Annotated in this window: 29 protein-coding genes and 4 tRNA genes; 9 read left to right on the top strand and 24 right to left on the bottom strand. The window is 59.2% G+C overall.

Annotated features, from left to right (window positions below; genetic code table 11):
- Together atpA and atpH are read right to left on the bottom strand one after the other, a co-directional pair.
- Positions 1-1,536: a F0F1 ATP synthase subunit alpha gene (gene atpA / locus ABHV46_RS09555; protein WP_438381263.1), complete on the bottom strand. Its 1,536-nt coding sequence runs from the start codon at positions 1,534-1,536 to the stop codon at positions 1-3.
- On the bottom strand, positions 1,536-2,123 hold the full coding sequence (gene atpH / locus ABHV46_RS09550; protein ID WP_336945770.1) for an ATP synthase F1 subunit delta: 588 nt from the start codon (positions 2,121-2,123) through the stop codon (positions 1,536-1,538). The genes atpA and atpH overlap by 1 nt, the downstream gene beginning before the upstream one ends.
- A 341-nt stretch (positions 2,124-2,464) precedes the next feature.
- Between atpH and ABHV46_RS09545 the strand changes: the two genes are divergently transcribed.
- On the top strand, positions 2,465-3,016 hold the full coding sequence (locus ABHV46_RS09545; protein ID WP_438381262.1) for a hypothetical protein: 552 nt from the start codon (positions 2,465-2,467) through the stop codon (positions 3,014-3,016).
- A 43-nt stretch (positions 3,017-3,059) separates the two neighbouring features.
- Here ABHV46_RS09545 and ABHV46_RS09540 read toward each other — a convergent pair.
- Positions 3,060-3,133: transfer RNA gene (locus ABHV46_RS09540), tRNA-Gly, on the bottom strand.
- A 184-nt stretch (positions 3,134-3,317) separates the two neighbouring features.
- Between ABHV46_RS09540 and ABHV46_RS09535 the strand changes: the two genes are divergently transcribed.
- The 3 genes from ABHV46_RS09535 to nusG all read left to right on the top strand — a co-directional run bounded on the left by ABHV46_RS09535 (position 3,318) and on the right by nusG (position 4,320).
- Positions 3,318-3,394 (top strand) — tRNA-Trp (locus ABHV46_RS09535).
- An 87-nt stretch (positions 3,395-3,481) separates the two neighbouring features.
- Entirely contained in the window at positions 3,482-3,778 is a 297-nt protein-coding gene (gene secE / locus ABHV46_RS09530) for a preprotein translocase subunit SecE (protein ID WP_336946128.1), read from the top strand.
- 11 nt (positions 3,779-3,789) lie between these two features.
- Positions 3,790-4,320 (top strand): transcription termination/antitermination protein NusG, encoded by a 531-nt coding sequence (gene nusG, locus ABHV46_RS09525; RefSeq protein ID WP_023979810.1) that lies wholly within the window; start codon positions 3,790-3,792, stop codon positions 4,318-4,320.
- Between the two features lie 120 nt (positions 4,321-4,440).
- On the opposite strand, the gene ABHV46_RS09520 is transcribed toward nusG, so the two are convergent.
- The 3 genes from ABHV46_RS09520 to ABHV46_RS09510 are packed head-to-tail and all read right to left on the bottom strand — an operon-like array spanning position 4,441 to position 8,235.
- Positions 4,441-5,070 carry a PqiC family protein gene (locus ABHV46_RS09520; RefSeq protein ID WP_242403640.1) on the bottom strand — a complete coding sequence of 210 codons (630 nt, stop codon included), beginning with the start codon at positions 5,068-5,070 and terminating at the stop codon, positions 4,441-4,443.
- A 7-nt stretch (positions 5,071-5,077) separates the two neighbouring features.
- Complete coding sequence (locus ABHV46_RS09515; protein ID WP_438381261.1) at positions 5,078-6,763, bottom strand: intermembrane transport protein PqiB; 1,686 nt, start codon at positions 6,761-6,763, stop codon at positions 5,078-5,080.
- The gene (locus ABHV46_RS09510) at positions 6,760-8,235 is read right to left on the bottom strand and encodes a paraquat-inducible protein A (RefSeq protein ID WP_438381260.1); all 1,476 of its coding nucleotides are present in this window, start codon (positions 8,233-8,235) and stop codon (positions 6,760-6,762) included. The genes ABHV46_RS09515 and ABHV46_RS09510 overlap by 4 nt, the downstream gene beginning before the upstream one ends.
- Before the next feature lie 92 nt (positions 8,236-8,327).
- On the opposite strand from ABHV46_RS09510, the gene ABHV46_RS09505 reads away from it, so the two are divergent.
- A tRNA-Thr gene (locus tag ABHV46_RS09505) sits at positions 8,328-8,402 on the top strand.
- Between the two features lie 13 nt (positions 8,403-8,415).
- On the opposite strand, the gene ABHV46_RS09500 is transcribed toward ABHV46_RS09505, so the two are convergent.
- The 3 genes from ABHV46_RS09500 to ABHV46_RS09490 all read right to left on the bottom strand — a co-directional run bounded on the left by ABHV46_RS09500 (position 8,416) and on the right by ABHV46_RS09490 (position 11,288).
- The gene (locus ABHV46_RS09500; RefSeq protein WP_438381259.1) at positions 8,416-9,864 is read right to left on the bottom strand and encodes an APC family permease; all 1,449 of its coding nucleotides are present in this window, start codon (positions 9,862-9,864) and stop codon (positions 8,416-8,418) included.
- A gap of 97 nt (positions 9,865-9,961) precedes the next feature.
- Positions 9,962-10,891, bottom strand: a complete 930-nt coding sequence (locus ABHV46_RS09495; RefSeq protein ID WP_336945764.1) for a hypothetical protein — start codon at positions 10,889-10,891, stop codon at positions 9,962-9,964.
- Between the two features lie 322 nt (positions 10,892-11,213).
- A tRNA-Gly gene (locus ABHV46_RS09490) sits at positions 11,214-11,288 on the bottom strand.
- A 194-nt stretch (positions 11,289-11,482) separates the two neighbouring features.
- Here ABHV46_RS09490 and ABHV46_RS09485 point away from each other — a divergent pair.
- Both ABHV46_RS09485 and ABHV46_RS09480 read left to right on the top strand, forming a co-directional pair.
- A complete protein-coding gene (locus ABHV46_RS09485; RefSeq protein ID WP_438381258.1) occupies positions 11,483-12,439 on the top strand; it encodes a tetratricopeptide repeat protein in 957 nt (318 codons plus the stop codon).
- Between the two features lie 108 nt (positions 12,440-12,547).
- Entirely contained in the window at positions 12,548-12,727 is a 180-nt protein-coding gene (locus ABHV46_RS09480) for a Trm112 family protein (RefSeq protein ID WP_188425828.1), read from the top strand.
- Between the two features lie 33 nt (positions 12,728-12,760).
- On the opposite strand, the gene ABHV46_RS09475 is transcribed toward ABHV46_RS09480, so the two are convergent.
- Both ABHV46_RS09475 and ABHV46_RS09470 read right to left on the bottom strand, forming a co-directional pair.
- On the bottom strand, positions 12,761-13,507 hold the full coding sequence (locus ABHV46_RS09475) for a class I SAM-dependent methyltransferase (RefSeq protein WP_438381257.1): 747 nt from the start codon (positions 13,505-13,507) through the stop codon (positions 12,761-12,763).
- On the bottom strand, positions 13,500-13,811 hold the full coding sequence (locus ABHV46_RS09470; protein ID WP_438381256.1) for a hypothetical protein: 312 nt from the start codon (positions 13,809-13,811) through the stop codon (positions 13,500-13,502). Before ABHV46_RS09470 ends, ABHV46_RS09475 begins: the two co-directional genes overlap by 8 nt.
- Before the next feature lie 93 nt (positions 13,812-13,904).
- Here ABHV46_RS09470 and ABHV46_RS09465 point away from each other — a divergent pair, with 93 nt between their 5' ends.
- Entirely contained in the window at positions 13,905-14,567 is a 663-nt protein-coding gene (locus tag ABHV46_RS09465; RefSeq protein WP_438381255.1) for a tyrosine-protein phosphatase, read from the top strand.
- 44 nt (positions 14,568-14,611) lie between these two features.
- On the opposite strand, the gene ABHV46_RS09460 is transcribed toward ABHV46_RS09465, so the two are convergent.
- From ABHV46_RS09460 to ABHV46_RS09440, 5 genes are all read right to left on the bottom strand, one after another.
- Complete coding sequence (locus tag ABHV46_RS09460; protein WP_336945759.1) at positions 14,612-15,094, bottom strand: helix-turn-helix domain-containing protein; 483 nt, start codon at positions 15,092-15,094, stop codon at positions 14,612-14,614.
- Between the two features lie 63 nt (positions 15,095-15,157).
- Positions 15,158-16,621, bottom strand: a complete 1,464-nt coding sequence (gene lnt / locus ABHV46_RS09455) for an apolipoprotein N-acyltransferase (RefSeq protein WP_438381254.1) — start codon at positions 16,619-16,621, stop codon at positions 15,158-15,160.
- Positions 16,622-16,698: 77 nt separating this feature from the next.
- A complete protein-coding gene (locus ABHV46_RS09450) occupies positions 16,699-17,571 on the bottom strand; it encodes a GNAT family N-acetyltransferase (protein ID WP_438384338.1) in 873 nt (290 codons plus the stop codon).
- A 23-nt stretch (positions 17,572-17,594) separates the two neighbouring features.
- A complete protein-coding gene (locus ABHV46_RS09445) occupies positions 17,595-18,089 on the bottom strand; it encodes a Fur family transcriptional regulator (protein ID WP_336945757.1) in 495 nt (164 codons plus the stop codon).
- A 66-nt stretch (positions 18,090-18,155) separates the two neighbouring features.
- Positions 18,156-18,554 (bottom strand): MucR family transcriptional regulator, encoded by a 399-nt coding sequence (locus tag ABHV46_RS09440; RefSeq protein ID WP_438381253.1) that lies wholly within the window; start codon positions 18,552-18,554, stop codon positions 18,156-18,158.
- Positions 18,555-18,692: 138 nt separating this feature from the next.
- Here ABHV46_RS09440 and ABHV46_RS09435 point away from each other — a divergent pair, with 138 nt between their 5' ends.
- Positions 18,693-18,884 carry a hypothetical protein gene (locus ABHV46_RS09435; RefSeq protein ID WP_438381252.1) on the top strand — a complete coding sequence of 64 codons (192 nt, stop codon included), beginning with the start codon at positions 18,693-18,695 and terminating at the stop codon, positions 18,882-18,884.
- Here the strand turns inward: ABHV46_RS09435 and ABHV46_RS09430 are convergent.
- The 8 genes from ABHV46_RS09430 to ABHV46_RS09395 form a co-directional block, all read right to left on the bottom strand.
- The gene (locus tag ABHV46_RS09430; RefSeq protein WP_438381251.1) at positions 18,857-19,183 is read right to left on the bottom strand and encodes a GNAT family N-acetyltransferase; all 327 of its coding nucleotides are present in this window, start codon (positions 19,181-19,183) and stop codon (positions 18,857-18,859) included. The two genes, ABHV46_RS09435 and ABHV46_RS09430, sit on opposite strands and share 28 nt — an antisense overlap.
- 134 nt (positions 19,184-19,317) lie before the next feature.
- Positions 19,318-19,962 carry a tRNA threonylcarbamoyladenosine biosynthesis protein TsaB gene (locus ABHV46_RS09425; RefSeq protein WP_438381250.1) on the bottom strand — a complete coding sequence of 215 codons (645 nt, stop codon included), beginning with the start codon at positions 19,960-19,962 and terminating at the stop codon, positions 19,318-19,320.
- Positions 19,962-20,540 carry a malonic semialdehyde reductase gene (locus tag ABHV46_RS09420; RefSeq protein ID WP_438384336.1) on the bottom strand — a complete coding sequence of 193 codons (579 nt, stop codon included), beginning with the start codon at positions 20,538-20,540 and terminating at the stop codon, positions 19,962-19,964. Before ABHV46_RS09420 ends, ABHV46_RS09425 begins: the two co-directional genes overlap by 1 nt.
- A gap of 43 nt (positions 20,541-20,583) precedes the next feature.
- The gene (locus ABHV46_RS09415; protein WP_336945751.1) at positions 20,584-21,147 is read right to left on the bottom strand and encodes a NifU family protein; all 564 of its coding nucleotides are present in this window, start codon (positions 21,145-21,147) and stop codon (positions 20,584-20,586) included.
- A gap of 74 nt (positions 21,148-21,221) precedes the next feature.
- Positions 21,222-22,583, bottom strand: a complete 1,362-nt coding sequence (locus tag ABHV46_RS09410; RefSeq protein ID WP_438381249.1) for an ATP-binding protein — start codon at positions 22,581-22,583, stop codon at positions 21,222-21,224.
- A 6-nt stretch (positions 22,584-22,589) separates the two neighbouring features.
- On the bottom strand, positions 22,590-23,354 hold the full coding sequence (locus ABHV46_RS09405) for a response regulator transcription factor (protein WP_336945749.1): 765 nt from the start codon (positions 23,352-23,354) through the stop codon (positions 22,590-22,592).
- Between the two features lie 99 nt (positions 23,355-23,453).
- The gene (locus ABHV46_RS09400; RefSeq protein WP_438381248.1) at positions 23,454-24,710 is read right to left on the bottom strand and encodes a hypothetical protein; all 1,257 of its coding nucleotides are present in this window, start codon (positions 24,708-24,710) and stop codon (positions 23,454-23,456) included.
- On the bottom strand, positions 24,711-25,145 hold the full coding sequence (locus tag ABHV46_RS09395; RefSeq protein ID WP_025842174.1) for an ExbD/TolR family protein: 435 nt from the start codon (positions 25,143-25,145) through the stop codon (positions 24,711-24,713).
- Between the last annotated feature and the right edge of the window lie 11 nt (positions 25,146-25,156).

Genomic DNA, 25,156 nt, shown 5'->3' with positions numbered 1-25,156 from the left:
TTAGGCTTCGAAGCGCTTGTTGAACGCCGTGAGCAGCTCGGTCAGCTTGGCTTCGACTTCCGGCTTGATCTGGCGATCATTGCGGATGGCATCGAGAATGTCCTTGCCCGAGCTGCGCATTTCGGCGAGCAGCGTCGCTTCGTAACGAACGACCTGATCGACCTTCACGACATCGACGAAACCGCGCGTACCGGCAAACAGCACCACAACCTGCTCTTCAACGGGCAACGGCGACGTCTGGGGCTGCTTCAGCAGTTCCGTCAGGCGGGCGCCACGTTCGAGCTGCTTGCGGGTTGCAGGGTCGAGATCGGAAGCGAACTGCGAGAACGCAGCCATTTCGCGATACTGAGCCAGATCGAGCTTGATCTTGCCGGCAACCTGCTTCATCGCCTTGATCTGTGCGGCGGAGCCAACGCGCGACACCGAACCACCGACGTTTACGGCAGGGCGAATGCCCTTGTAGAACAGATCGGTCTCAAGGAAGATCTGACCGTCGGTGATCGAGATCACGTTGGTCGGGATGTAAGCGGCAACGTCGCCAGCCTGCGTCTCGATGACCGGCAGAGCCGTCAGCGAACCGCCACCGAATTCGTCGGACATCTTGGCAGCGCGCTCAAGCAGACGCGAATGCAGATAGAAGACGTCACCCGGGAAGGCTTCGCGGCCCGGCGGACGACGCAGCAGCAGCGACATCTGACGATAGGCCACGGCCTGCTTGGACAGATCGTCGTAGCAGATCAGGGCATGCATGCCGTTATCACGGAAATACTCACCCATCGAGCATGCCGAGTACGGTGCGAGATACTGCATCGGTGCCGGATCGGAAGCCGTTGCGGCGACGACGATGGAGTATTCCATCGAGCCTTCTTCCGTCAGCGTGCGAACGAGATTCGCAACGGTCGAACGCTTCTGGCCGATGGCAACATAGATGCAGTAGAGCTTCTGCTTCTCGTCACCCGTGGCATTGACGGGCTTCTGGGCGACGATGGTATCGATCAGAATGGCCGTCTTGCCGGTCTGACGGTCACCGATCACCAGCTCGCGCTGACCGCGCCCGATCGGCACGAGAGCGTCGATGGCCTTGATGCCGGTCTGCATCGGCTCGCAGACGGACTGGCGCGGCATGATGCCCGGCGCCTTGACCTCTGCCCGCTTCATTACGACGTCGGTCAGCGGCCCCTTGCCGTCGATCGGGTTGCCGAGCGCATCGACAACCCGACCCAGAAGACCCTTGCCAACCGGCACTTCGACCACAGTGCCCGTGCGGGTGACGGTGTCACCTTCACGGATACCTTCGCCATCGCCGAAGACGACAACGCCGACGCTGTCTTCTTCGAGGTTCAGCACCATGCCGCGGTCGCCGGTGGTCTGAAAATCGACCATTTCGCCGGACATGGCATTGGACAGGCCATAGACGCGCGCAATGCCGTCACCGATGGACAGGACAGTGCCCGTCTCGGAGACCTGCGCTTCGTCATTGAAGGACGCGATCTGCTGCTTGAGGATGTCCGAAATCTCTGCGGGACGGATATCCATCACGCGGCTCCCTTCATGGCATTCTGGATGCGGGTCAGACGCCCGCGAATGGAGGTGTCAAATAGCTTGGCGCCGATCTGCACGACAAGACCACCGATAAGCTCGGGCTCGACGCGTTCGATCATGGAGACACGGGCATAGCCCGCTTCAGCCAGGCGGGTCTGCAAGGCGCTACGCTGGGCCGCACTGAGCGGCTGGGCGCTGCGCACTTCGGCAACGGTCTCACCGCGACGCTTGGCGTCGAGAGAAAGAACAGCACCGAGAATATCGTCTAGGCGGGCGGCGCGACGGTTGCGCGCTATCACACCGATAAAGCGCTGGAGGGTCTCGCTGAAACCCTGAGCCTTCAGAACAGCCCCAAGCCCCTGCCCGGCCTGGCGGGAATCGAGGCTCTGGTCGGCAAGGAACTCGCGCAGCGGCGCGCTTTCCGCAAGCAGCTTGCGCAGCGCGCGCACCTGATCGAGCACCTCAGGCAGCGCCGATTTCTCTTCGGCATAGGCATAGAGTGCCAGAGCATAGCGATGAGCCACGCCTCCTGACGAATCCAAGCTCACCTGCGGTGCTTCGGCTGTTTCGACCACTGTCACGTCCGGCGTTCCCACCCCAATTACACAAACATCCTGACGACCAAAGGGTCCGCAGTGCCGGGCATCACCCCAAAGCACCGTTCGTGCAACCGATTGATCATGACTCAGGTAACGAGACTGTTCGTCCCGATTCCGCAATAACGGATCGGGCCTCGCGGGGCGTCTAGCACGCGTGGAGCGCCCTGCGCAACTGACACTCTGGTGCAGAGCGGAACAAGAGCCGTAACATGCTTTTACGTTGCAGTACCTTACGCTGGCGCTTTGTTTCAGATTTGCACTTTTCGGGCGGTTTTTGGCAAAACGTGCTCTTTCCTGCCGGTTCCTGAAAGCTCAGCCTACCCATGACTCACGTTTTACGCGCTTCACTCCTTGTCGCGCTTCGCCGCCTTGCACCGATTTACGCCGCCATCGCGATTCTCCCTTCGGTCGCGCACGCCGCTGCGCCGGAAAGCCAGCCCGCAGGCGTGCCTTACTGGGATAACTGGACCGACACACAGGGTGTGAGCCATCTGACGAAATGTAAGCTGAAGAACTTCACGCTCAGCCAGCTTGCCCCTCATGCCGACCCGCAATGGGTCAATCACGCCCAGCAGGGACAGGCCCGCATGGTGACGAGCGTGCAGCCCGCTCACTGGAAAGGGGGGTGGCATGCCCCGGAAAGCGTGCAGTGGATCATTCCGATCCAGGGCGTCTGGTTCGTGCAGAGCATGGATGGCACCCGGGTGGAACTCAACCCTGGCGATGCCCTCCTGAGTGAGGATGTTGGGGCCAGACCCAATAAGGCAGGGCATGTCGGCCATTTGTCGGGCAATATCGGCGACGCCCCTGTCGCGCTCATGATCACGCAATTCGCCTCGGCGACGGCCAGCCACAAACCCTGTGAGACAGAATGAGAGCGACCGGAGACGACTTGATCTGGATATCGGGGAGATCGGCTGGAGCGGGCGAAGGGAATCGAACCCTCCTCAGAAGCTTGGAAGGCTACTGCATTACCACTATGCTACGCCCGCGCTTCAGCTGATGGCTTTCCCTAACGCCGATCCTGACGCGAAGCAAGTGAGAGTTTTGGCCTAAAAACTGCAAATGATCTCTTGACTTAAGCGCTCCGGCGCCGCATTACGCCGCAAGTGGTCTCGTCATGACCCAACCGGAGCGGATGCTTCATCTGCGATGGTTGACCAGGCGGACGACGTTAGGGGTGTAGCTCAATTGGCTAGAGCGCCGGTCTCCAAAACCGGAGGTTGAGAGTTCGAGACCCTCCGCCCCTGCCACCACGCCGCAGCCGCTGGCTGATAAAGTCAGCGAGCGGAGTCGGGCGCGGTATTCCGCCACGCGCGGCTTTCAGATAAAATATGAGGATGACGGTGTCGGTCACTACCCCCAAAAATGGGTCGCAGCAGTCTTCGCCCTCTAAGGGTGGCCCCTCGAAAGACGCCCTGAAACCCTCTACGAAACCAGCAATCCGTTTCAATCTGGTGCAATACCTGAAGGATGTGCGCTCGGAAGCAACCAGGGTTACCTGGCCGACCCGTCGCAACACGCTGGTCACAACGGGTGCCGTGCTGGCCATGGCTGCCCTCACCTCTGTTTTCTTTTTCGTCGTCGACCAGGTCATCGGGCTTGGCGTGCGCGAACTCTTTGGCATTGGAGGCTAAGACGAACAACCATGGCTAAGCGTTGGTACGTCGTGCATGTCTATTCCGGGTTCGAGAAGAAGATTGCCACTCACATCAAGGAACAGGCAGCTCAAAAAGGTCTGAGCGATCAGTTCGAGGAAGTTCTGGTACCGTCCGAGGACGTGACCGAAGTGCGCCGCGGTCGCAAGATCAATGCCGAGCGCAAGTTCTTCCCCGGCTATGTTCTGGTCAAAATGGAACTGACCGACGATGCCTGGCATCTGGTCAAGGACACCCCCAAGGTCACCGGCTTTCTGGGCACGCGCAACCGTCCCTCGCCCATCACCGAGGCTGAGGCCGAGCGTATGCTCAAGCAGGCCGAAGAAGGTGTCGAGCGTCCGCGTTCGGCCCTTACTTTCGAGATCGGCGAGCAGATCCGCGTGGCCGATGGCCCGTTCACCTCGTTCAACGGCGTTATCGAGGAAGTGGACGAAGAGCGTTCGCGCCTCAAGGTCAGCGTTTCGATCTTCGGTCGCTCCACCCCTGTGGAACTCGACTATACTCAGGTCGAAAAGCTCTGATCGTCCGGCGACAAGCCTGAAAAAAACCCGCCCCCGAAAGGAGGCGGGTTTTTTTATACCCAAAAGCCGTATCGAGAGAGCGCATCCCTCTGCCGGGTCAGGGAGGCGCCCCCAGAGCCATCACGGTGTGATCGGCAATACCGGCAGAGCGCGGATTTTCTGTGCTGCCTGATCGGCCAGTTGCCCGGTCAGCGTGCTCAGCCCGGCGACCAGCGTATTGGCCTGTTTATTGTCCAGATGCGTCTGGAGCTGAACCGGCACGGTCAGGTTCGGACCGATGCCCGGCTTGTCTCCATGCACGGAGAGAGTCCCGACCAGCGAGGCGTTCCCCTGCTGATCGGCATTGAACGCCGTTACCGTCAGTTCGACGAAGGCGAGCGGCTTGGTCGAGACCGCGTCGTTCTGCGCGAAAACAGTCGTTCCCGGCAGACGTTGCGCCAGATCCTGCGTCAGAACGCGACCGATCATGTCACCGATCGCTTCGCTCCAGGCATTGCCCTTGGCGATGCCGAGTTTGTAATCCTTGTCCTGTCTGACGATTTCGTCGCGATCGAGACTGGCTGTCACGACAGGCGTGCGCACCTCCACCACCACAGGACCGCCGGGCTGGGCCGCTCCAGGCACTGGAGCGATGGAATAAAGCGTGGGATCGCTGCCACAGGCCGAGAGCCCTGTCGCCATCAGCAGCGACAGGGCGGCAATAGCGACGGGACGGCGCATGGCGCGGTGCGAGCGGAGAGAAAGAAGCATCTTCACGTCAGTGGCGTCCCGTAATCAGTGCCGAAGGATGGTGGTTCAGGTAGTCGGTCAGGAAACGGATCGACCGTGCGGCCTGACCGAGCTGGGTGATCATGGCCTGCAGATCGCGATGGAAATCGGTATCGCCACCATAGCTGGCCAGCACCACCTGCGCGTTCTTCAGGGTACCCTGCAACGCATCGCTCACGGCAGGCAGCTTCTTGAGAAGCGGCTTCATGCCCTGATCGGCATTCTGGGTCAGTTCGGAGATATGACGCAGCGAATCGCGCAGCGCGACGATGGACTGCTTCACTTCCGGGCTGGCGAGACGCTGGTCGGCATGAGCCAGCAGATCGTTCAGATGCTCGCCGATCTGGGTGAGTGGCATGGCCGCGACTTTGTCCATGGTCGTTGCTGCAGAGGCCATGATGCCATCGAAACCGCCTGGCTGGCTCGGGATGATGGCGACATCGTCTTCGTAAGTCAGCGTCTCCGGCTTGGCATTCTTGACGAATTGCAGGCCGATCATCGATTCGCCCGTCAGGAAACTGGCGCTTTCAACCGAGGCGCGCATGCCCCTGTTAACAAAAGCCTGAAGCAACTTGTGCTGGGAATCGCGCGAACTTTCTTCAGAGTTCAGTACGCGCTCCGGTTCCAGCTCCATTTCCACGCGCACGCGTGCCGTTGCGTCTTTCTCGTTCACCTTGAGCGAGACATCGGTCACACTGCCCACCTGAATACCGAACATGCTGACCGTCGCGCCAGCGGTGAGGCCCTTGACCGAGCTGTCGATATAGGTCGCCGCCTTAACCCTCTGATGATAGCGCGCGTTATCGGCTTCGGCCTGACTGCCATAGAGCCTGAAAACAGAGTTGGCAGGAGCCTGAGGCGCGTCGACCTTGAGCCGACGCGTCGGCAGACCGAACGCGACGCCACCGGAAAGCAGTGCCTGAAGCGAGGTCAATTGGACCTTGAGGCCGCCAGCGCCGAGCCCGACCTGCACGCCTGAGACATTCCAGAAACGCGTATCGGTGCGCAGATAATGATCGTAGGGCGATTTGACGAAAACCTGGACCATGATCGGGCCTTCGCCGCCCGGCGGCATGGTATAACCCAGCACCTCACCCACGGACATGTCGCGGAAGAAGACAGGTGCCCCTTCACCGATCGACCCAAGTGTGGGTGTCACCAGCATGAAGGTCGAGCCAGGCTGGTCGGAACGCACGCCAGGCGCCGCCTCGAGCCCCGTAAAGTTGCTCTCGTAGCGGCCGCCCTTTTCACCCGGATCGATGGCGATATAGGCACCCGAAAGCAGGGTTTCGAGCCCCGTGATGCTGGCACCGTTGATGCGCGGACGTACCACCCAGAAGCGCGTGTGATCGGTCAGAATGTCTTCAGTGTCGCCATTCATGCGCACATGAACGATGACGCGACGCATATCCGGGGTCAGGCTGATATCCTGCACCGTCCCTAGCGTCACAGCCTTGTTCTTGACCTGGGTTTGCCCCGCCGTCAGGCCAGAGGCCGTGTCGAAGGTAATGGTGATGTCCGGCCCGCGATTGGCGAAACTTCTCCACGCCAGCCAGCCGGCGATCACGATCGCAAGGATCGGTATCAGCCAGATGACCGAGAAGCGTGTCTTTCTGATCCCGGCCTTTTGGGGCGCGGATGAGTTCTGACGGGATTGATCGTTTTGGTCGCTCACGCGCGCTCAGGCTCCATATCGTGAGGAGGAAATGAAGTGCCGCCCTCGGAGATCCCTCCCAGGTCGGAATTTTGTCTTGCCTCGTCGGGAGCCGGCACCGGACCGTTTTCCCCTGCGGCGTCCCACATGCTGCGTGGGTCGAAGCTATGCACCGCGAATATCGTCACGATAACGACGATCGTAAAGAAAACCACACCGGGATCGGCGAGAACATTGGCGAGAAAGTTGAAATGCACGATCGCAACCAGAATTGAGATCATGAAAACATCGATCATCGACCAGCGTCCGATCAGATCGATCAGTCGGTAGAGTTTGGTCAGACGGCGCAAGCCCCTTTTCTGCTTGCGCCAGGTGCCGATCACCATAGCGGCCAGAGACACAATCTTGAGTACCGGAACCGTGATGGAGGCGAACAGCACCAGCAGCGCGAGCGGGATCAGATCGGACTGCCACAGCTCGATCACACCATGGATAATCGTGCTCGTATCGGCCTGACCCATCTTCGTATAGGTCATGACCGGCAGAAGGTTAGCCGGGATGTAGCAGATGATCCCTGCCAGAAGCAGGGCCGCCGCATTGGTCAGGCTGTTCGATTTGCGTCGGCGCAAGATCTGGTGGCAGCGTGGGCAGTCGCCCATATCGCCCTCGCGGGGCACTTCATGATCGAAGGCCATGACCAGCCCGCAGGAATGGCAGGAGAGCATATGCTGCAATGGGGGCATCGACTCATCAGTGGCGGTCAGATGCTCGACCGGCAGAATGCGCCCTTTGCCGTCTTCCATCTCCTCGCGGATATCGCGATTATGCCAGATACGCTCGACATCGAGGGTAGAATCGGTGGCCGCCATGGTGATCATGAGCGCGGCAATCAGAAACACACCCGCCTGCAGATCGACGATCGCAAGATCGATCAGCTTCGTGTAGGCGACGAACACACCGAGGATATACACCTCGATCATCGACCATTCGCGCAGCCTGTCATACCAGGAGAGCAGTCGCGGCGCCCAGTCAGGCATATGCCGCCTGCTGGCGCCAATAAGGATGGCCCCCATCAGCGCAATCACGATGCCGGGCATGATAAGGGTGGTCAGCCCGACGATAAAGCCGATCTCGCCGAAACCTTCGCGCCCGAGCTCGATCGGCCCTGTCAGAATCGTAACCGTATTTACGCGACCATGCACGTTGATGGTCAGCAACTGGGTGATGAGTAGGGCCAGATAGAGCGCGGCCGAAGCAAGGCAGAAGGCTGTAGGGGCCGCAATGGGCGCCGTGTGCCTGCGCCTGGCAAGCTGGGCATCGCAACGCGTGCAGAACGCCACCTGCCCACGCTTCAAACGCGGCACCGTCTGGAAAAGCCCGCAGAACGGACACTCGCGCAGCCCTTCCACGACCTTGAGAGTCGGGGATGGCGTCACAGAAGAAGTCATCGTGACGGCGTTGCGCCACAGACGCTTATGGAAGCGATCAGACATGAAGCATAGTGTAGCGAACGATTCCGTTGAGAGATAGGTGTTTGCCCTGTTGCAGTCCCGAGCAGTCTCGGCTATAGCACCGCGCCAAGGACGCCGACATAGCTCAGGGGTAGAGCAACTGATTCGTAATCAGTAGGTCCTCGGTTCAATTCCGAGTGTCGGCACCACTTTCCCCTCGCTTCATTGCGCTTTCTGGAACGCCTTGGCGGTTTTACGTCCCAGCACCCAGCCTGCGACGCAGTATAACGCCAGGAATCCGAGAGGGATCCAGTCGCCTTTCAGGCTTTGTGCGACAAGATCGCTCAATACGGTCGTCAGATTGACAAGACAGGTTGCAATCGCCAGCACCGGCACGATTCCGATCCAGAGCGATCCGATACGCAAGCCGGGTAGCGGTACGCGAAAACGCGCCGGAATGCGGGTCTCGTCTCCACGCAGCTTCATGACAGCGACCGCAATCACCAGAAACCCGATCATGGTGCCGATACTGACCAGATCGGCCAGCAGCGCGATGGGCAATAACGCCGCCGTCAAGGCCGTGAGCACCGTCGTCAGCGCTATGGCCAGCACAGGCGCGCCGCTTCTGGGGTCGACGAGGCTGAATCGCTCACTGATCAACCGGTCATGGGCCAGAATATGGCAAAGCCTAGACTGGCCATAAAGGCTGACAAAAAGAACGGAACCGAGGCCGATCACCGAGCCGAACTGCAGTACGAACCCCAGAGAAGGCATCGCCAGGGCCTGCACTGCAAGAGCGACGGGGCTTGCGACGTCGAGGGCACGAAACGGCACCAGGCCGGTCATGACCAGCGAAACCATGACATAGAGCACGGCACTGATCGCCAACGCTCCGATCAGCCCGAAAGGCACGTCGCGCCCAGGATTGCGGGCCTCGGAAGCCGCAATCGAGATCGAGTCGAAACCAAGATAGGCAAAAGACACCACCGCAACCGCACGAAGCAGACCGGCCAGACCGAAATGAAACCCGCCTTCCGAGTCAGGCAGGAAAGGATGCCAGAGCACGGGCCTTACATGGCTCCACCCCACCGAGACGAAGACGATCAGAACGGCCAGTTTGAGCAGAACGAAAGCGCCATTGGCGCGGCTTGCCTGACGGATACCTTGTGAGAGAATTAACCCGAGCATGAGAACAAGACCGAGCGAGACCGCATTGATCTGACCCGCAAGATGAAACCCGCCCTCACGCCAGATCACCGTCGAACTCGTCGCAACCTCAGGCAAGGTAATGCCGCAGGAGGCCAGGAGGCCGGAAAGATAGCCGGTCAGACCGACAGAGACGGCCGATCCTGCCAGCGCATATTCAAGCACCAGCATCCAGGCGACCCACCATGCCGGACCGACGCCCAGTATCGCGCGCGCATAGCCATAGGCGCCTCCCATGGCATCGGGCAGGGCCGAAGCAAGCTCGGCATAGCATAGACCGATAAAGCCACAGCTTATCGCAGCGAGGACAAAAGAGAGCGAAACGGCAGGGCCAGCATAATGGGCCGCAGCAATTCCGGGTAAAACATAGATTCCGGCGCCGACCACGCTGCCGATACCCATCATCAGCAGACCGAACGGCCCGAGCTGACGATGCAGGGTGCGAGACTGGCCTTCAGCCGTCATGATGCCGTTTTCCTCAAAAGCTCGAATGGAAGGAAGCGTGACGCGCTCCTATTCCCAAGGCAAGCCCGGAAGACGGGTAAAACGGGCGCAGGCGCACTCAGAACATCATGTTGACGGCAATCTGTGGCGCAACGGTCAGATTCGTATTATGGCCCGCGAAAAACGTCGACGCGCCCGCAATCACACCAAAGCGCGGCGACCAGCTATATTCGAGCGCCGGGGCCACCATCCAGTCGCCTGAAGCCGCGCCAACACGGTCTATCCGGCGCCCGTCACGATAGGCGCCCCAGACACGCGAGCCGTTGGACCAGTCACGCACCATGTCGACCGCCAGCACAAGCCGCTGATTGAAACCGAATTCGAGCGAAAAACCCGTCTGCCCGTTCATCCCCGGACGCCCTCGCCCGACGAATCCCTTGGTCGTGCCATAGCTGGTCATGTCCACAAGCTGAGCCGAACTGACTGCACGACGGAACGTGCCCCACATGCGCAGACGCAGCGTATAGTCATGGGGCAGCTCATAAGTCGATTGTTCTACCAGCGCCGTGCGAAACACGTAGGCGCCATTACCCACACCATCCTGACTGCGGCCAAGCTGCGAGTAGTCGCCTGTCGGCATGAGCATACCGACAAAAAGACTCATGACCGGGATATAACGCTTCGGATCAGGGTCGACGAAACGCCAGAGGAAATCGACCGGCATATCGCCGAATTTCAGACTGCTGGAATTGCCGTCATGCTTCTTCCAGCGATAGCTGATAGCCGGGAAAATCTGGATACTGATGTGGTCAGTCAGACCATATTTGACCATTGTCGAATTGCTGATGGTTCTCTGACCGCCATCCATAGGCGCACTGGATCCGTTAGCGCCCAGATAATCGACAGCCTGATTATAGGTGACATAAGGCTCTATACCGAGCACCCCTGCCTTGAATTGCGGACCGGACGGCGAAATGAGCGAGCCAGTATACCATTGCTCATGTTTAGGTTGAGGCTCGTCATCGGATGCACGCGCTGAAATCGTCATACAAAATGCAGACGCGATCACGAATAAGCGAGGCAATCCACGAAGGACTGGACGACTAATTTCTGGAAAAGAAAATTTTTGTCTCAAAATCTGGCCGTGCTGTTCTTTTGTTTCTTAGCATCGGTTTAATTTCTTATTTTCTGAACGCAACCTTCCTCTTGGCGGAATTTTCTGCACCGGGAGACAGGTTCATTAACAGGCAAGGATTCTACAGCAATACCCTCACGCGAAAGTGAGAAAGTATTCGATTGAATCTGTCGTGTAATATTAAGTTTTCAGTTTGATTTCGGAAGCGCCGCTCCAGACAATTACAAGTTTTGTCTGGAGCGGGCGATGGGATTCGAACCCACGACCCCAACCTTGGCAAGGTTGTGCTCTACCCCTGAGCTACGCCCGCGTTCCGTTGGACGGGTTAATATTGCCTGACGCGACAGGACGCAAGGGGGTTTTTTCGAAAAAGACGTTTTTTTTCACTTTTCCCGAGGCTTAGCCTACCGGGCTTGCTTCCTGGGGGCTTCAGAACAATCTTGTAGCCAAGCTTATCGGACGGCGGCGCCCTTAACCGGCGCTGCCCTGAAACAGAGAGATTCCATGGATTACATCATCGGGCAGAACCCTCCCCAACCGCAGGGTGCGTCGGGCGCGCCACAGAATGCTGGCGCCATGATCGTCGATGCCGACCAGCGCAGTTTCATGCCGGAAGTGCTTGAAGCCAGCCGTCAGCTTCCGGTGCTGGTCGATTTCTGGGCGCCCTGGTGCGGCCCGTGCAAACAGCTCACGCCCATTCTCGAACGCGCCGTCACAGCCGCCGGTGGCAGGGTGAAGCTGGTCAAAGTCGATGTCGAGGCCAATGCCGCACTGGCCGCACAGCTCGGACAGATCGGCCTGCCCATCCAGTCGATCCCGCTGGTTGCTGCTTTCTATAAGGGGCAGATTCTCGACATCATGCAGGGCGCTCAGCCTGAAAGCGAAGTGCGCCGCTTTATCGAGCAGGTTCTGAAGGCGAGTGGCGCCACCATGCCCAGCGCCGATCTTCTTGCCGCCGCCAACGCGGCATTGCAGGAAAATCAGGCGGCTGAAGCGGCCAGTCTCTACGCGTCTCTGCTGGAGATAGAGCCTGAAAATCCCGAAGGCTGGGGGGGCATGATTCGTGCGCTCATCGCTCTGGATGACGATGAAGGCGCCGAGGAGGCCCTAAGTCAGGTGCCGCCCAAACTGGCCGAGCACCCCGCCATCTCCGGCGCCCGCTCGGCTCTGGCACTTCATAAGGAAAGTCGCCAGGCTGCTTCGGCACTGGATGGGTTGCGCGCCGAATGCGCTGCTGCGCCCGACGATCTCGCTCTGCGTTTTCGTCTTGCCGGCGCGCTGAACGGCGCGGGTGACAAGGCCGAAGCCGCCGATACGCTATTGTCGATCCTGCGCCAGGAACGTGACTGGAATGAAGGAGCGGCCAAGACCGAATTGCTGCGCTTCTTCGAAGCCTGGGGGAACAGCGACCCGGCAACGCTACCGGCCCGCCGCAAGCTCTCTGCGCTGCTCTTTTCCTGAGCATCGCTGGGCTCTATCACACAAAGGTCTTACCCTCAGAGCGGGGCGCCGCATCTAACGACCCGGCGCCTCACAAGGGCGGCCTCACAACCATTCAGGACTCATTTCATGGCTCAGGATCTCGACCCCCGCCTTCTCTCCATGCTCGTCTGCCCGGTTACCAAAGAGGCACTGGTTTATGACCGCGATGCGCAGGAACTTATCAGCAAGGGCGCCGGGCTGGCCTACCCCGTGCGCGACGGCATTCCGGTGATGCTGCCCGAAGAAGCCCGCCATATTTCAGACTGACAGGCGGGTTCGCAGGGCTGCCCCGAAAACGGATCAGCGCAGGACGAAGAGGGCTGTGTCCAGTGTGAAACTGCCGTCTTCGTCAATTTCCAGCATCTCCCTGACCGCCGGGCTGGTCGCACGCTGCAAAGAGAGAATGGCCTGCTGATGAAGGACTGGCGTTTTCGTACGCCCCACCCATGATGCAAAATCGAGCCTCAACCGCATTTCGGTGACCGCCTCGATTTCGAACCCCGCGGCGGCAAGCAGGCGGCGCCACTCCGAGACCTTGTAATTGCGCATATGAGACGGATCGCGAAGCGTTTCGATCGTCTGCAATACGGAATCGGCCATCGCATTTTCCGGGGCGACCGTATCGATCAAAACTCCCAGCCCGCCGTGACGCAACACCCGTCGCCACTCGACTAGTCCGGCTTCGAGATCGGCCCAGTGATGCGCGCTGAAGCGACTCAGGACCGCGTCAAAAGAGGCGTCGGCAAAAGGCAGGCTCTCGGCAAAACCGCAAGCCGGACTTACCTGATCCAGACCACGCCTATGTGCCTCCTCCTGAACAGCGCGCGCCATGCTCGCGGTCGGGTCACACGCCACAACCCGATCAACAGAAGACGCCACAGCGTAGCTGACATGCCCCCCACCGCAACCGAGATCGAGAACGACATCTGCCCCGGCGCTTTTCACAAGAGCGGCCATATAATCGAGATCCGCACCCGCAGCATGAACGGCGCTTTGCACGTAATCGCGCGCACGCGGGTCGTATTGCGCCGTAACGAACTCACTCATGTCCCGCATCCTTCTTGCCGTAGGAAACTTCGGTGTCAGGCACAGCATATTGCGGCTTGACCTCGCTGGTGACCGTCTCCGTCGCGAGACCGGGCAGCGTAGGTGGCCCGAACTGCCCGTCCATTCCCGGAATGGCGATGGGGAGAGAGGCATAGGCACGCGCCATGCGGTCGTGTTGGGGAGGGCGCCCCGGCGGATGGCCGGGCGGCCCGTTGACGGCCAGATCGGGCCTGGGCGGGCCAAACGTCTCTGCCGCGCAGCCGGTAAGAACCGTCATCAAGAAGAGAAGCGAAAAGGCACGCATGAGACGAGTTGTATCAATCTCGCTCATGCACGGCAATTGACGGATGGGCGCCGCTGCGGCAGGCAGGGCGAGTTGTCTCAAGGAGAGTTTTTCGTGTTCGATGGATCGCTTGCCTCACCCCGTGGCCGCCGCAAGGCGTGGATCGACAGTCTGTTTGTCGATCATGCGATCTTTCGCCTGCCTTGGACCAATCTGGCGACTGTGGTGCCGGGAAAAGTCTATCGCTGCAACCACCCAACACCGGCACGGCTCGCACGACTGAAGCGCCGCCTGGGGCTGCACACGCTGGTCAATCTGCGCGGTCATCGTCGCTGCGGCTCCGACGCCCTCTCGCGCAACGCCGCACAGTCACTCGGCCTTGCCCATGTAGACATGGCCTTTGAAAGCCGCGGAGCCCCGCATCGCGACCGCATCCTGCGTTTTGCGAATCTCTATCGCTCCATCGACATGCCGATGCTAATGCATTGCAAATCCGGTGCCGATCGAGCCGGTCTGGCTTCGGCACTGGTCATATTGTTCGAAGGGGGCAGCGCGGCGGAGGCTCTGAAGCAGCTTCACTGGCGCTTCGGCCATTTCAATCGGGCCCGCACCGGCATTCTGGACGCGTTCGTGCTACGCTATCAAAGCCAGGCAGAGGGACGCGTTCCTTTTCTGCATTGGGTTGAGCATGAATATGATGAGGTTCAGCTCAAACAGGATTTTGTGGCGGGCAAACTGGCGTCTTTTCTAACCGATCAGGTTTTGCGCCGGGAGTGAAGATGGCGCCAGATGGGATTCTGGATCGTACCGTTTCGATCGATCTATTTTGAAGCCCCCATGCTTTTCACTAAATTGACAAGTTGGCGCCTGACACGCTCGTCGGAGATGCGTTGAAACGCGCGTAGAAGTTCGATTGAGGCCTCATCGAGGATAAAGTCGGCCCCGTCGTTTCTCGGTTGTGAAGAATCATGCACCGCGTGGCCGGCCTTGCTGCTGAAGCTAGGCGGAACCTCGGAAAAACCAGATGTGAGGGTCGCGCACTGCCCAGACTCATTGTTTCCAGTCAGATCGTCGAAAAAGAACCCGATAGGAACGTTCAGCACACGAGACATCTCATAAAGTCTACTGGCACCGACCTTGTTCGCTCCCCTCTCGTATTTCTGCACCTGCTGGAATGTCAGTCCAAGCGCAACGCCAAGCTTTTCCTGAGACATTCCCAGTAAAGTCCGGCGCAACCGAATGCGCGCTCCCACAAGGGCGTCTATCGGGCCAGCAGCCGAAGCGCTTTTCGTGGTATTACTCATGCATAAGGACTCATATTGGGGTTAATCACAAGCGCCAATCGCAGTGAGTTAACGTTTTATTATCTATTTTCGATGGCGCCCAAGGAAAACAGCCAGAACAACCCCAAATGCACATAGAATTATTGGCAGGCTCCTTCCGTAACGAGAAAAAATGGTTGGTAGTTGAGGCGAGGGCAAGGCAATGACGAGACTATCTGGCTGCCCCCAGGGCAATCGACCCAGTTCGTGTCCAGAGCCATCAAAAGCAGCCGTGATGCCCATGTTCGCCGCCTGCGCGACAGGTAGACCTTCTTCCACAGCACGCATTCTGGCCGTCGCAAGATGCTGTCGCGGGCCAGCGCTATTTCCAAACCAGGCATCATTGGTCACATTGGCCAGCCAGTTCGGACGGGTCGCCCCAATCACGTGCCCTGAAAAAATAATCTCGTAGCAGACCATCGGGCCGACTGCGCCCAGTGCCGGGAGAGACCAGGTTGCGAGTCCCTTTCCAGGCGTCAGCTGGTCGGGCAGCAGGTTGAACGGGATATGGCGGGGCTGGTATTCGCCGAAGGGGACGAGCGTTGCCTTGTCGTACACAGCCTGAATCTGACCGCTTTCGTCCAGCGCCATGATACTATTGTAAAACCGGTTTTCGGCATCGCGTCTGTCGGAGCCGATCATACCCCAGGCACCATCACCCGCCTGAGCGATGAGGCGACGCGCGGCCTCGTCCTCATCCAGCAGACCTGGAAAGCCCGACTCCGGCCAGAGATAGACGATACTGCGATCTGCGGCGATACCGCGCGCCTTAGCCACCCCCTCGCTCGTCAGGCGCAGATAGAGCCTGAAAGCATTCAGCGCCCCGGAACGGGAGAGGATATCGCGCTCTTGCAGATTGCCTTGAAGCAAAGCCACTACCGGATTGGTAACCGGCAACAGACTGGGATGAGCAAGCCGATACCAGCCAGCTCCGATCCAGACGGCAAAAAAACCGACCAGAAAGACACGAGCCTTGTGACCGTGCCAAACCAGAAGACCGGCGAGAACGGCAAAAAAAGTCAGGCCGTCGATACCGATGAACGCTGCGGGCTGAATCAGAATATCGCCCACCAACCCGGGCAGCTCGAAAACACTGCCAGTCGGGTTCCAGGGAAATCCTGTGAAAATAAAAACGCGGGCCATATCGGCCAGCGTCCAGAGTGCGGCCAGCAAGACCATTCTAGAGAGCCCCTCGGGCGCCAGACGACAAAGCAGAACCGGCACGACGACGAGCGGCGCAAGAATCAAAGCACATCCGGGCGCCGCAATGGGCACTGCCCACCAGAACTCGTGGGCGCGAGTCAGAATGGCGTTGGTCAGCCAGGAAAGAGCTAGGGTGTGGTAGCCAAGCCCGAAGAAAAAGGCATGCAGCGCCAGTTGGCGCGTGCTCGAGGCATCCTGGGTGCAGCGATAAAGGTAGAGAAGCCCCAGTGCCAGCGCTGGCAGAAAAAAGAGGGGGGGTAACGCCAGGGCTGCAAATGCCCCGACGAGAAGGTCAGCCAGAATCATCTTCCCAGTGGAAAATGGAAGCCGGCTCGGCGGGAAGGGAGAATTCCAGAGCCGGAAAGTCACTGTGTTCTCCTGGTTTATTCGAGAGCGTCCCTTAAACGGCGCTCATAGTGACGGTAGTATTTATCCGCCAGAAGCTCGCTTTTTACGAGCACAGCAACATCCGTCGTATTGAATTGCTCATCCACCACGGCGCCGTCGCCGATAAATCCACCAAGACGTAAATAGCCCTTGATCAGGGGCGGCAGTCTGGAAAGGCATTTGCGATGATCGAGCAGATGCGGGTCGCTGCGCTGCATATCGACATAACGATCAGGCAGGGCACGAATGCGCAGAGCCGGAGGCGCCAGATGGTTATGGTAGAGGTAAGTCAACTCATCCGCCATGGTCTCCGGGTTGATACCGGGCAAGCTGGCGCAGCCGAACAACACGTCGATCCGATGCAGGAAGATGTAGGACGCAATGCCCCGCCAGAGCAGCTGCATGGCCGAGCGGCCACGATAACGCTGGTCGACACAGGAGCGCCCCACCTCAAGCAGACGACCGGGAAACTCGGTCAGCGGAGAAATATCGTATTCGCTGGATGTGTAATAGCGCCCCAGAAGCGCCGCCTTGTCGCTCGTCAGCAGGCGATATGTGCCCACAACGCCTTCTGCACCGGAAGAGACAGCGTGGTCGATGACGAGAAGATGGTCGGCCACCTCGTCGAAATCGTCGATATCGCGTTTTAACCGTGCGGTGCGCCCATCGGCGCGCGCGCCCATCTCTTCAAAAAAAACACGATAGCGCAGCGCTTGTGCGGCTTCACGTTCGGCATCGGTCGTGGCGATCCTGACACCCAGCTGTCCGCCGCGCAGTTCAGGGAAAGCATCCCGCGCAAGATCGAGTGTGGAGAGAGACTGGCTGGACGCCCCTGTGCTCTCGCCATCTGTCACCAGAAGGCGAAACATCTCGGCATGCGAAGGTTTGGCGTTCATCCGTCCTGACCTGTCGGCTCGCCCGCCTTCTGCGGCAGACGGCGCCCAAAAAGTTCGAGACGATGAGAAACCAGATCGAAGCCAAGGCGACGCGCCAGCGTCTCCATCAGGGCTGCGTGCTCCTCATCCTCAAATTCCACGACATGACCGGTATCGACATCGATAAGATGATAATGATGCTGGTGGCCCGGCTCACTGGCCTCGTAACGTGCACGACCGCCGCCGAAATCACGCCGCTCGAGGATGCCCTTCTCTTCGAGCAGCCTGACCGTACGGTAGACCGTGGCAATCGAGATGCGGCTATCGAGCTGTGACGCACGGCGATACAGCTCCTCGACATCGGGATGATCTTCAGCCTCGGACAGGACGCGCGCGATGACGCGACGCTGCCCTGTCATTTTCAGGCCACGTTCGATGCATAATTGACCGATGCGCGACTCATCCTGAGCCCGCCCGCTTCGCTTTGCGTCAGCTTTCGCTTCAGATACCATGAAATAGGGCGTAGCCGAAAAACTGGCCCTTTGCCAACGTTAAGTAGCGGACAAAGGGCGGCTTTCTCACCGTCTGTGGCCGAGGCCGATCTTGCGGGCAAGATTCGACCGATGGCTGGCATAATTGGGCGCCACCATCGGATATTCAGGCGGCAGATCCCAGCGCTCGCGGTATTGCTGTGGTGTCATGTCATAAACCGTCTGAAGATGACGACGCAGCAACTTCAGCTTTTTGCCGTCTTCCAGGCAGATGATGTAATCGGGGAAGACCGATTTCTTGGGCGGAACTGCCGGGGTTGGCTTGACGGTTTCGGGCTTGGTATGCGCAACATTCGAGAGCGTCTGATGTACGGTTCGGATGAGGTTCGGTAGATCCTGACCTGCAATCTCGTTATGGGTCACATATGCAGAAATAATCTGGGTAGTAAGCTTTTGAAGGGTCAAGTTATCCGGCTCATCGGACATGTGAATTCTCCCCAAAGAACATATTCGAGGGAAAATATACTGATTAATAAAATGAGTTCAAGAAAATACAGAAACTATTCGTAAAGTTTAAATATTATGAAGCTAAAAACAATCGATATCCGAGACAAGATCTGCCCTATGACGACGGTTCACGTCAGACTTGCGCTGGACAAAAGCAGCCGTGGCGAAGTTCTGGAAATTATGTTGCGCGGCGAAGAAACGCGACGGAATGTAGAAATTCTTCTCGGAACACTTGGCCAACAGAGCGATTGTCAGCCTCTCGACGAGAGTGCGACTGTCGATTACCGCGTGACGCTCGTCAAATCATAGCTCAGAACTGAGGCGTCACTCCCGTCAGGATAATACGCCTTCCTGCGACCGCACAAGGCAAAGCCCAGCTTCAGATAAAGTGCAACTGCCGCATCGTTCCTGACTGAAACCTCGAGAAAAAGGGTCGTCACACCACGCGTCTCAAGCGTTGCGCAGCCCGTTTCGAGCAGGCGCGAGGCCAGGTTTTTCCGTCGATACTGAGGACGAACACCCAGAGTCAGTATTTCGGCTTCATCCGCGCCCTGCCTTAGCATGAGCAACCCGGCCGGACTCTCTCCTTCGAGAACAATCCAAGCCACTATGCCGGGGGTCGCGAATAGACCCGAGAATGCCCCCTCCCCCCATCGCTCGCTTTCGTCAAAGCAGTCGGCATGCAGAGCGGCAAGCAGAGATGCATGAGAGGGCCCCGCGAGAATGCAGACCGGTCGATCTGTCACGGCAGCGGCGCAGGCCGCAGCCCCTGCGCAGGCGGTTTGGCTTCCGGCGCGTCGATATACAGGGGCTGCAAGGGACCGCTGGCAGCCATGCGCGAACCGGCATCGAAAATCAGGCCAATATCAGGCTGTGTCTCATCGATACGCACGAGGCCTGTGTCTTGAAGCAAGGAAACCCCGTTGCCGATCACGCGACTACCCGCTGGCAGCTCAAGCTCGGCCGGGGCGCCGGCCCAGAATGTGCCATCCAGAAGCTCCGCAAAGATCCTGTTCCGCCGCGCCTGTGTCACGCAGATGCTTTCTCCCCACGCAGAATGCGCCCTGAAGCACTGTCCGGTCGTCACCCCGTGCAGGGTGGCACCGCAACCGAAAGCCAGGCCGTCGGCAAGCGCGAGGCTGGCCCGCAGCCCGGTAAAAGATCCCGGCCCGGTAACGGCTATGATGCGATGAGGTCCCTGCTGCCAGCCAAGTGCGCGAAACAGCACCTGACAGGTTGAGGCGAGCGATGCTGTCGCTCCCACCCCCTCCAAACGCTCATGAGCGACGCACTCACTGCCCAGAAAAGCCGCCACGTCTCCGCGCGACCCGGCGCCCAGAGTGGCGCCATTGAGCACCAGACTACGTGTTGGACCGTCAGCCGCCATCAAAGGACGAGGCAGCTCTCATCGAAACCCAGACGCATCGCGCGTTCGGGCAGCGTCCGTGCATCGGGATAGCCCAGCCCAGCGATAAAATTGATCCGCCAGCCCGTATCGGCGAGGAAGATCTCTTCCACGGCGTAGGAGTCGAAACCTGAAAACGGCGCTACAGACAAGCCAAGAGCACGCGCTGCCAGAATCAGATACCCGCCCTGAAGGGAGCCGTTGCGGAAGGCCGTCTCTTCCGAGAGGCCTACATCGGCGGCAAACCAGTTGCGCAGATCGGCCTCCCGGCTCAGTCGCGGAAGATGTTCGAAAAACAACGGATCGTGGCACACCAGTGCGACGACAGGCGCCTTGAGGCAGAGATCGATATTGCCAGCAGAAAGAGCAGGTCTAAGCCGCTCTTTCATGTCATCCGAGGTCAGGAAAACGAAACGTGCCGGGCAGGTGTTGCCCGAAGTCGGCCCAAGCTTGAGTAGGTCGTAGAGCGCGACGAGGGTCTCGCGCTCTACCGACATATTGGACCAGCCACGCGGCGACCGCGCATGGCGGAAGAGCTGATCGAGTGAAGTCTCATCCAGGGGGGCCGTCGAAAAGGTCTCTGGATGGTTCTCACTCACGTCTTCAATCCTCAACCTGCTCGACCGCAACCACTTCAGGAACGTAGTGGCGCAGCATGTTTTCCACACCGTGCTTGAGTGTCGCACGCGAAGAAGGGCAGCCCGCGCAGGCACCCTGCATCGTCAGGCGCACGACGCCGTCACGGTAGCCCCTGAATACGATATCACCGCCATCTCCCGCAACGGCAGGCCGGACGCGTGTATCGAGCAATTCGCGGATCTGGGCGACAACCGCCTCATCTTCCGGCGCGATTGCTTCTTCCTGGGTCTCGGCCGCAGTTTCGAGGCTAGGGGCCCCCGAGTCGAAATGGCTCGTAATGGCAGCGAGAAGAAGCGGCTTGAGCGTGTTCCAGCTGAACTCGTCGGTCTTGGTAACGGAGATGAAGTCAGAACCGAGGAAAACGCCGCAGACACCGTCAACGTCGAACAGCGTCATCGCCAGGGGAGAACGCCCCTCCGCCGCTTTCGCTTCGGCGAAATCGGCCGTTCCACGATGGCCGGTCACGGCGCGACCGGGCAGGAACTTCAGAGTGGCGGGGTTGGGTGTATCCTCAGTCTCGATGAACATCACGACTCTCAATTCGCAGTTATGGCTGTGAGATGTGCCATCAATCGCGACTACGCAAGTCCCTTATCCCGAATTCAGACCTTTGCTGCTCCAAGTGGCAAGGTAATCTGAACGCAGAGTCCTCGACCCGGCACATTATGCAGATCGACCTTGCCCCTGGCGCGCCCCACTTCTCGGGTGACAATGGCAAGACCGAGCCCCATACCGCCGGTCGCGCGCGAGCGCGACCCTTCGACACGGTAAAAAGCGGAGAGCACTTTCTCCAGCTCGGCTTCGGGAATGCCGGGGCCGTCATCGATCACGGAGATCAGAGCCGCCTGACCAGCAGTCTCGAGGGTGACATGCGCATCGCCGCCATAATTGCAGGCATTATCAATCAGATTGGCAAAGACGCGCTTTATGGCAAGAGGCCGCACCCAGGCCTGGCATCGATCGGGACCGGTATAGCTCGTCTCCCTGCCCCGATCGCTCTGTGAATCGAGCAAGGTGTTGAGAATGGCCACGAGATCGACCTGCTTGATCGGCTCCGGGTCGAGATCGCCTGCCAGATAAGCCAGAACGCCCGTGACCATGGCTTCCATCTCGTCGATATCGGCCTCGATCGCCGCCTGGGTCTCTTCGTCATCCATAAACCCGGCGCGCAGGCGCAAGCGTGCCAGGGGCGTGCGCAGATCGTGAGAGACCGCCGCCAGTATTTCGGTGCGGTCGTTGATCAGGCGACGGATTCGATGCTGCATCTTGTTGATCGCGTTTGCGAGACCACGCACTTCGCGCGGGCCTCGCTCATCGACCATGGTCCACTGCATGTCGTCGGATTTGGCAATACTGTCAGCTACCTGCGCCAGAGCGCGCAGCGGCGTGCTGAGCGAACGGACAATCATGGCAGCGGCAATCGCGACAGCGATTGCGGTGATCGCCGCAGACGCCAGTCCACCAGTCATATGACGATGCTTCAGAATACCAGGCACGTTAAAGACGAGACGGCTTCCGTCCGCGAGCTGTAACGTACCGTGAATACTGGATGAGTCGGCGCGATCTGCCCAAACACGGATATCCGCCCGCGCCAAATCGCGATCATTAGAAATCAGACTGTCTTCGACATGGCGCAGCCGGTGTGGCTGATCGAGTTCGAAAGGCTGATTGGCCGATCGCCAGGCAACGCTGATCCCGTTATCCGAGAGGAGCGCCCCCAACAATCCGCGCTGGCTGATCGGTGTTGTGCGCAGCACCCTGAGATCGGTGCTCAGCTCTTCTGCAAGTTGGGTGATGCGGCTGTCGTCATCAATGTAAGTTTCAGCCTCTTCATAGAAGAAGGCACTGGCCACAAAGACAAGAACGACCGCCGCCAGCAGCACGACACTGACACGCCCCACAAGCCCAACCGGCCAGAGACGGATGATGCGGGGCGTGCTGCCCCCTCCCAGGGCGAAAGGCATCTACTCTCAGACGCGCTCGACTTCTGCGACGAAAATATAGCCAAGGCCACGCACCGTTCGGATGAGCGAGTCGGCATCGGCACCCAGCTTGCGGCGTAGGCGGCTGACCAGAACATCGATGCTGCGATCGGAGACATCGCCCAGACGCGTGCGTGACAACTCGAGCAGACGGTCGCGTGCGATCACACGCTGAGGGTTATCGAGAAAGCTGATGAGAAGATCATGTTCCGCGCCGGAAATATCGACGACCGCACCGGAGGGATCGGTCAGCTCGCGACGGCGCAGATCGAGTTTCCATCCGGCGAACAGAATGGTCTCCTTGCGGGAAACCTCTGCCGGAGCCACGCCCTGACCACGACGAAGCACCGCGCGTACGCGAGCGAGAAGCTCACGCTGACCGAAAGGCTTTGCGACATAGTCGTCAGCACCGATTTCAAGACCCAGAACGCGATCACGCTCCTCGCCTCGTGCCGAGACCATAATGATCGGGGTCTGGGCGAGAGGCGATTCACCGGGGTGGTTCGTGCCCTGTCCATTACGGATGGCGCGACAGAGCTCGATGCCACTTGTTTTGGGAAGCATCACGTCCATGACGAAAAGATCGACGGGACCGACCGCAAGGGCGTCCCACATCTCATCGCCCGAAGCCACACTGCGAACCCGGAAGCCGTCACCCTGAAGGGCGCGCTGGATCAGGGTACGCATGCCAGGATCGTCTTCAACGATAAGGATACGAGCCGGCAGGTCAGGTGCTGGGGGTACTGTCGTCATTATCCCATCGATCATGCTGTGGTAAACGAGATTTGATACAATCTATGTCTGACACAGCGCAAGAACAACCATAGGTGGCGCGCTTGAGCGCGCTTTACCTCATTTTGATGGTTTCGTTACAAGAAGCGTCCAAAGCTGGGCTAGATCCTGAGATCCGTGGTCGCCATGAACCTCAGCGAAAGTCTTGATCGCGTCATCCTTGCGACCACCGTCCATCTGCGCCATGCCGTATTCCAGCTTGGCGCCTTCAGGCGCGGCAGGGTTCTTAGCCAGGCCTTCGCGCATCAGCGCAAGACCTGCATCGACCTGACCACTCAGAACCAGGTTATAGCCTGCGGTGAGAGACGGGGCAGCATTCGGCATCTTGCGCGCGGCATCGACATCTGCGGCGAGGCTCGCCTTTGTCTCGGCGACACGTTTGACGACCATCGCCTTCAGGCGGGCTTCACGGGCTGCTCCGGCATCCTTGCCTAGGGCCCCGGACGCATAAGCCTGATCCATCAGGTTGAGACCGAGCTGCGGCAGACCTGACTGAACAGCACGCTCGACCATATCCATATAATCGGACGGGTCCTTGAGCACGCCGGTCGCCATGCGCAGTCGCTCGAGATTGAACTGCAGCGCGTCTGGCATCTGCGGATCGGCTGCAAGATTATGAATCAGCATCGCCCAGTAATCGGGCTTCGAATAATATTTGGCCAGAAGCACATAGGCATGCGTCTCGTTGGGCGCATCCTTCATCTGGTGGTAGCAGGTCGCGAGGAACTGGAGCTGGTTCTCGCTCGGAACATGCTTCGCCTTGATCTCGGCGTTGATCTGATCCTGCTGAACGCGGGCAGCATTCTTGTAATCCTGCTGCAGGTAATAGGCCTGCACCAAAAGAGCCTGCATCTGCGCATTCGGACCAGCAATCTTCAGGAAACGCTCGATGGCCGGAACGGCACGAGCGTAGTCCTTGGCGTTATAAGCCATGGTCGCATTGGCCATAAGCATCTGCTGCTTGGCCGCGGCAGGCGTGCGTGACGACGCGATAAGCACGTCATAGGCCTTGGAGGCTGCCGCCACATCACCCGAAGACGCGGCGACGGCCGCGCGCATCTGGGCGATGGTATATTTCTCGTAATCGGTTTTCCCCGGCACGGCGTCGGCCGCATCCACGGCCGCCATGGCCTTGGCAAAGTTTTTCGCGCCTAGAGCCGATTGCGCATCCTGAAGCGGTTTGCCGACCTTGGCGCTCAGCTGGTCTTCAGCCTGCGCGGCAGGAACCAGCAAGGCACCAGTGACTGGCACGAAAGAGGAAACCGCCAGAAGTGAGCTGGCTGCAAGGAGGGCGCGAGAACAACGGGGAAAACGCACTTACTGTCCTTCCATGAACTGGTCTTGTCCGACGATGCCGAGCTTGTTGACACCAAGACGCTGAGCGTCGGCGAGTACGTGGGCTACAGTCTTGTAATCGGCAAGACGATTCGGGTGAATATGCATTTCAGGCTGATCGGGCTGGTTAGCCGCATCCATGAAATGAGCCTGGAGATCGGCCTCGGAGGAAATGGGCGTACCATTCCAGCTGATCGAATTGTCGAAATCGATCGCAACCGTGACGACCTTGGGCTCTTCCGTGCTCGGCGGCGGGTTGCCCTGCGGCAGGTCCAGCGCGACCGAATGGGTCTGGAGCGGGATGGTGATGATCAGCATGATGAGCAGCACGAGCATGACGTCAATCAGGGGCGTCGTGTTAATATCGACGATGCCCTCGTCTTCATGCGTGCTGTCGGATCCGACGCTCATGGCCATGAGAGAACTCT

The organism is Asaia sp. BMEF1 (assembly GCF_051628905.1).
GTDB lineage: Bacteria > Pseudomonadota > Alphaproteobacteria > Acetobacterales > Acetobacteraceae > Asaia.
This window is presented reverse-complemented; position numbering and strand designations above follow the sequence as displayed.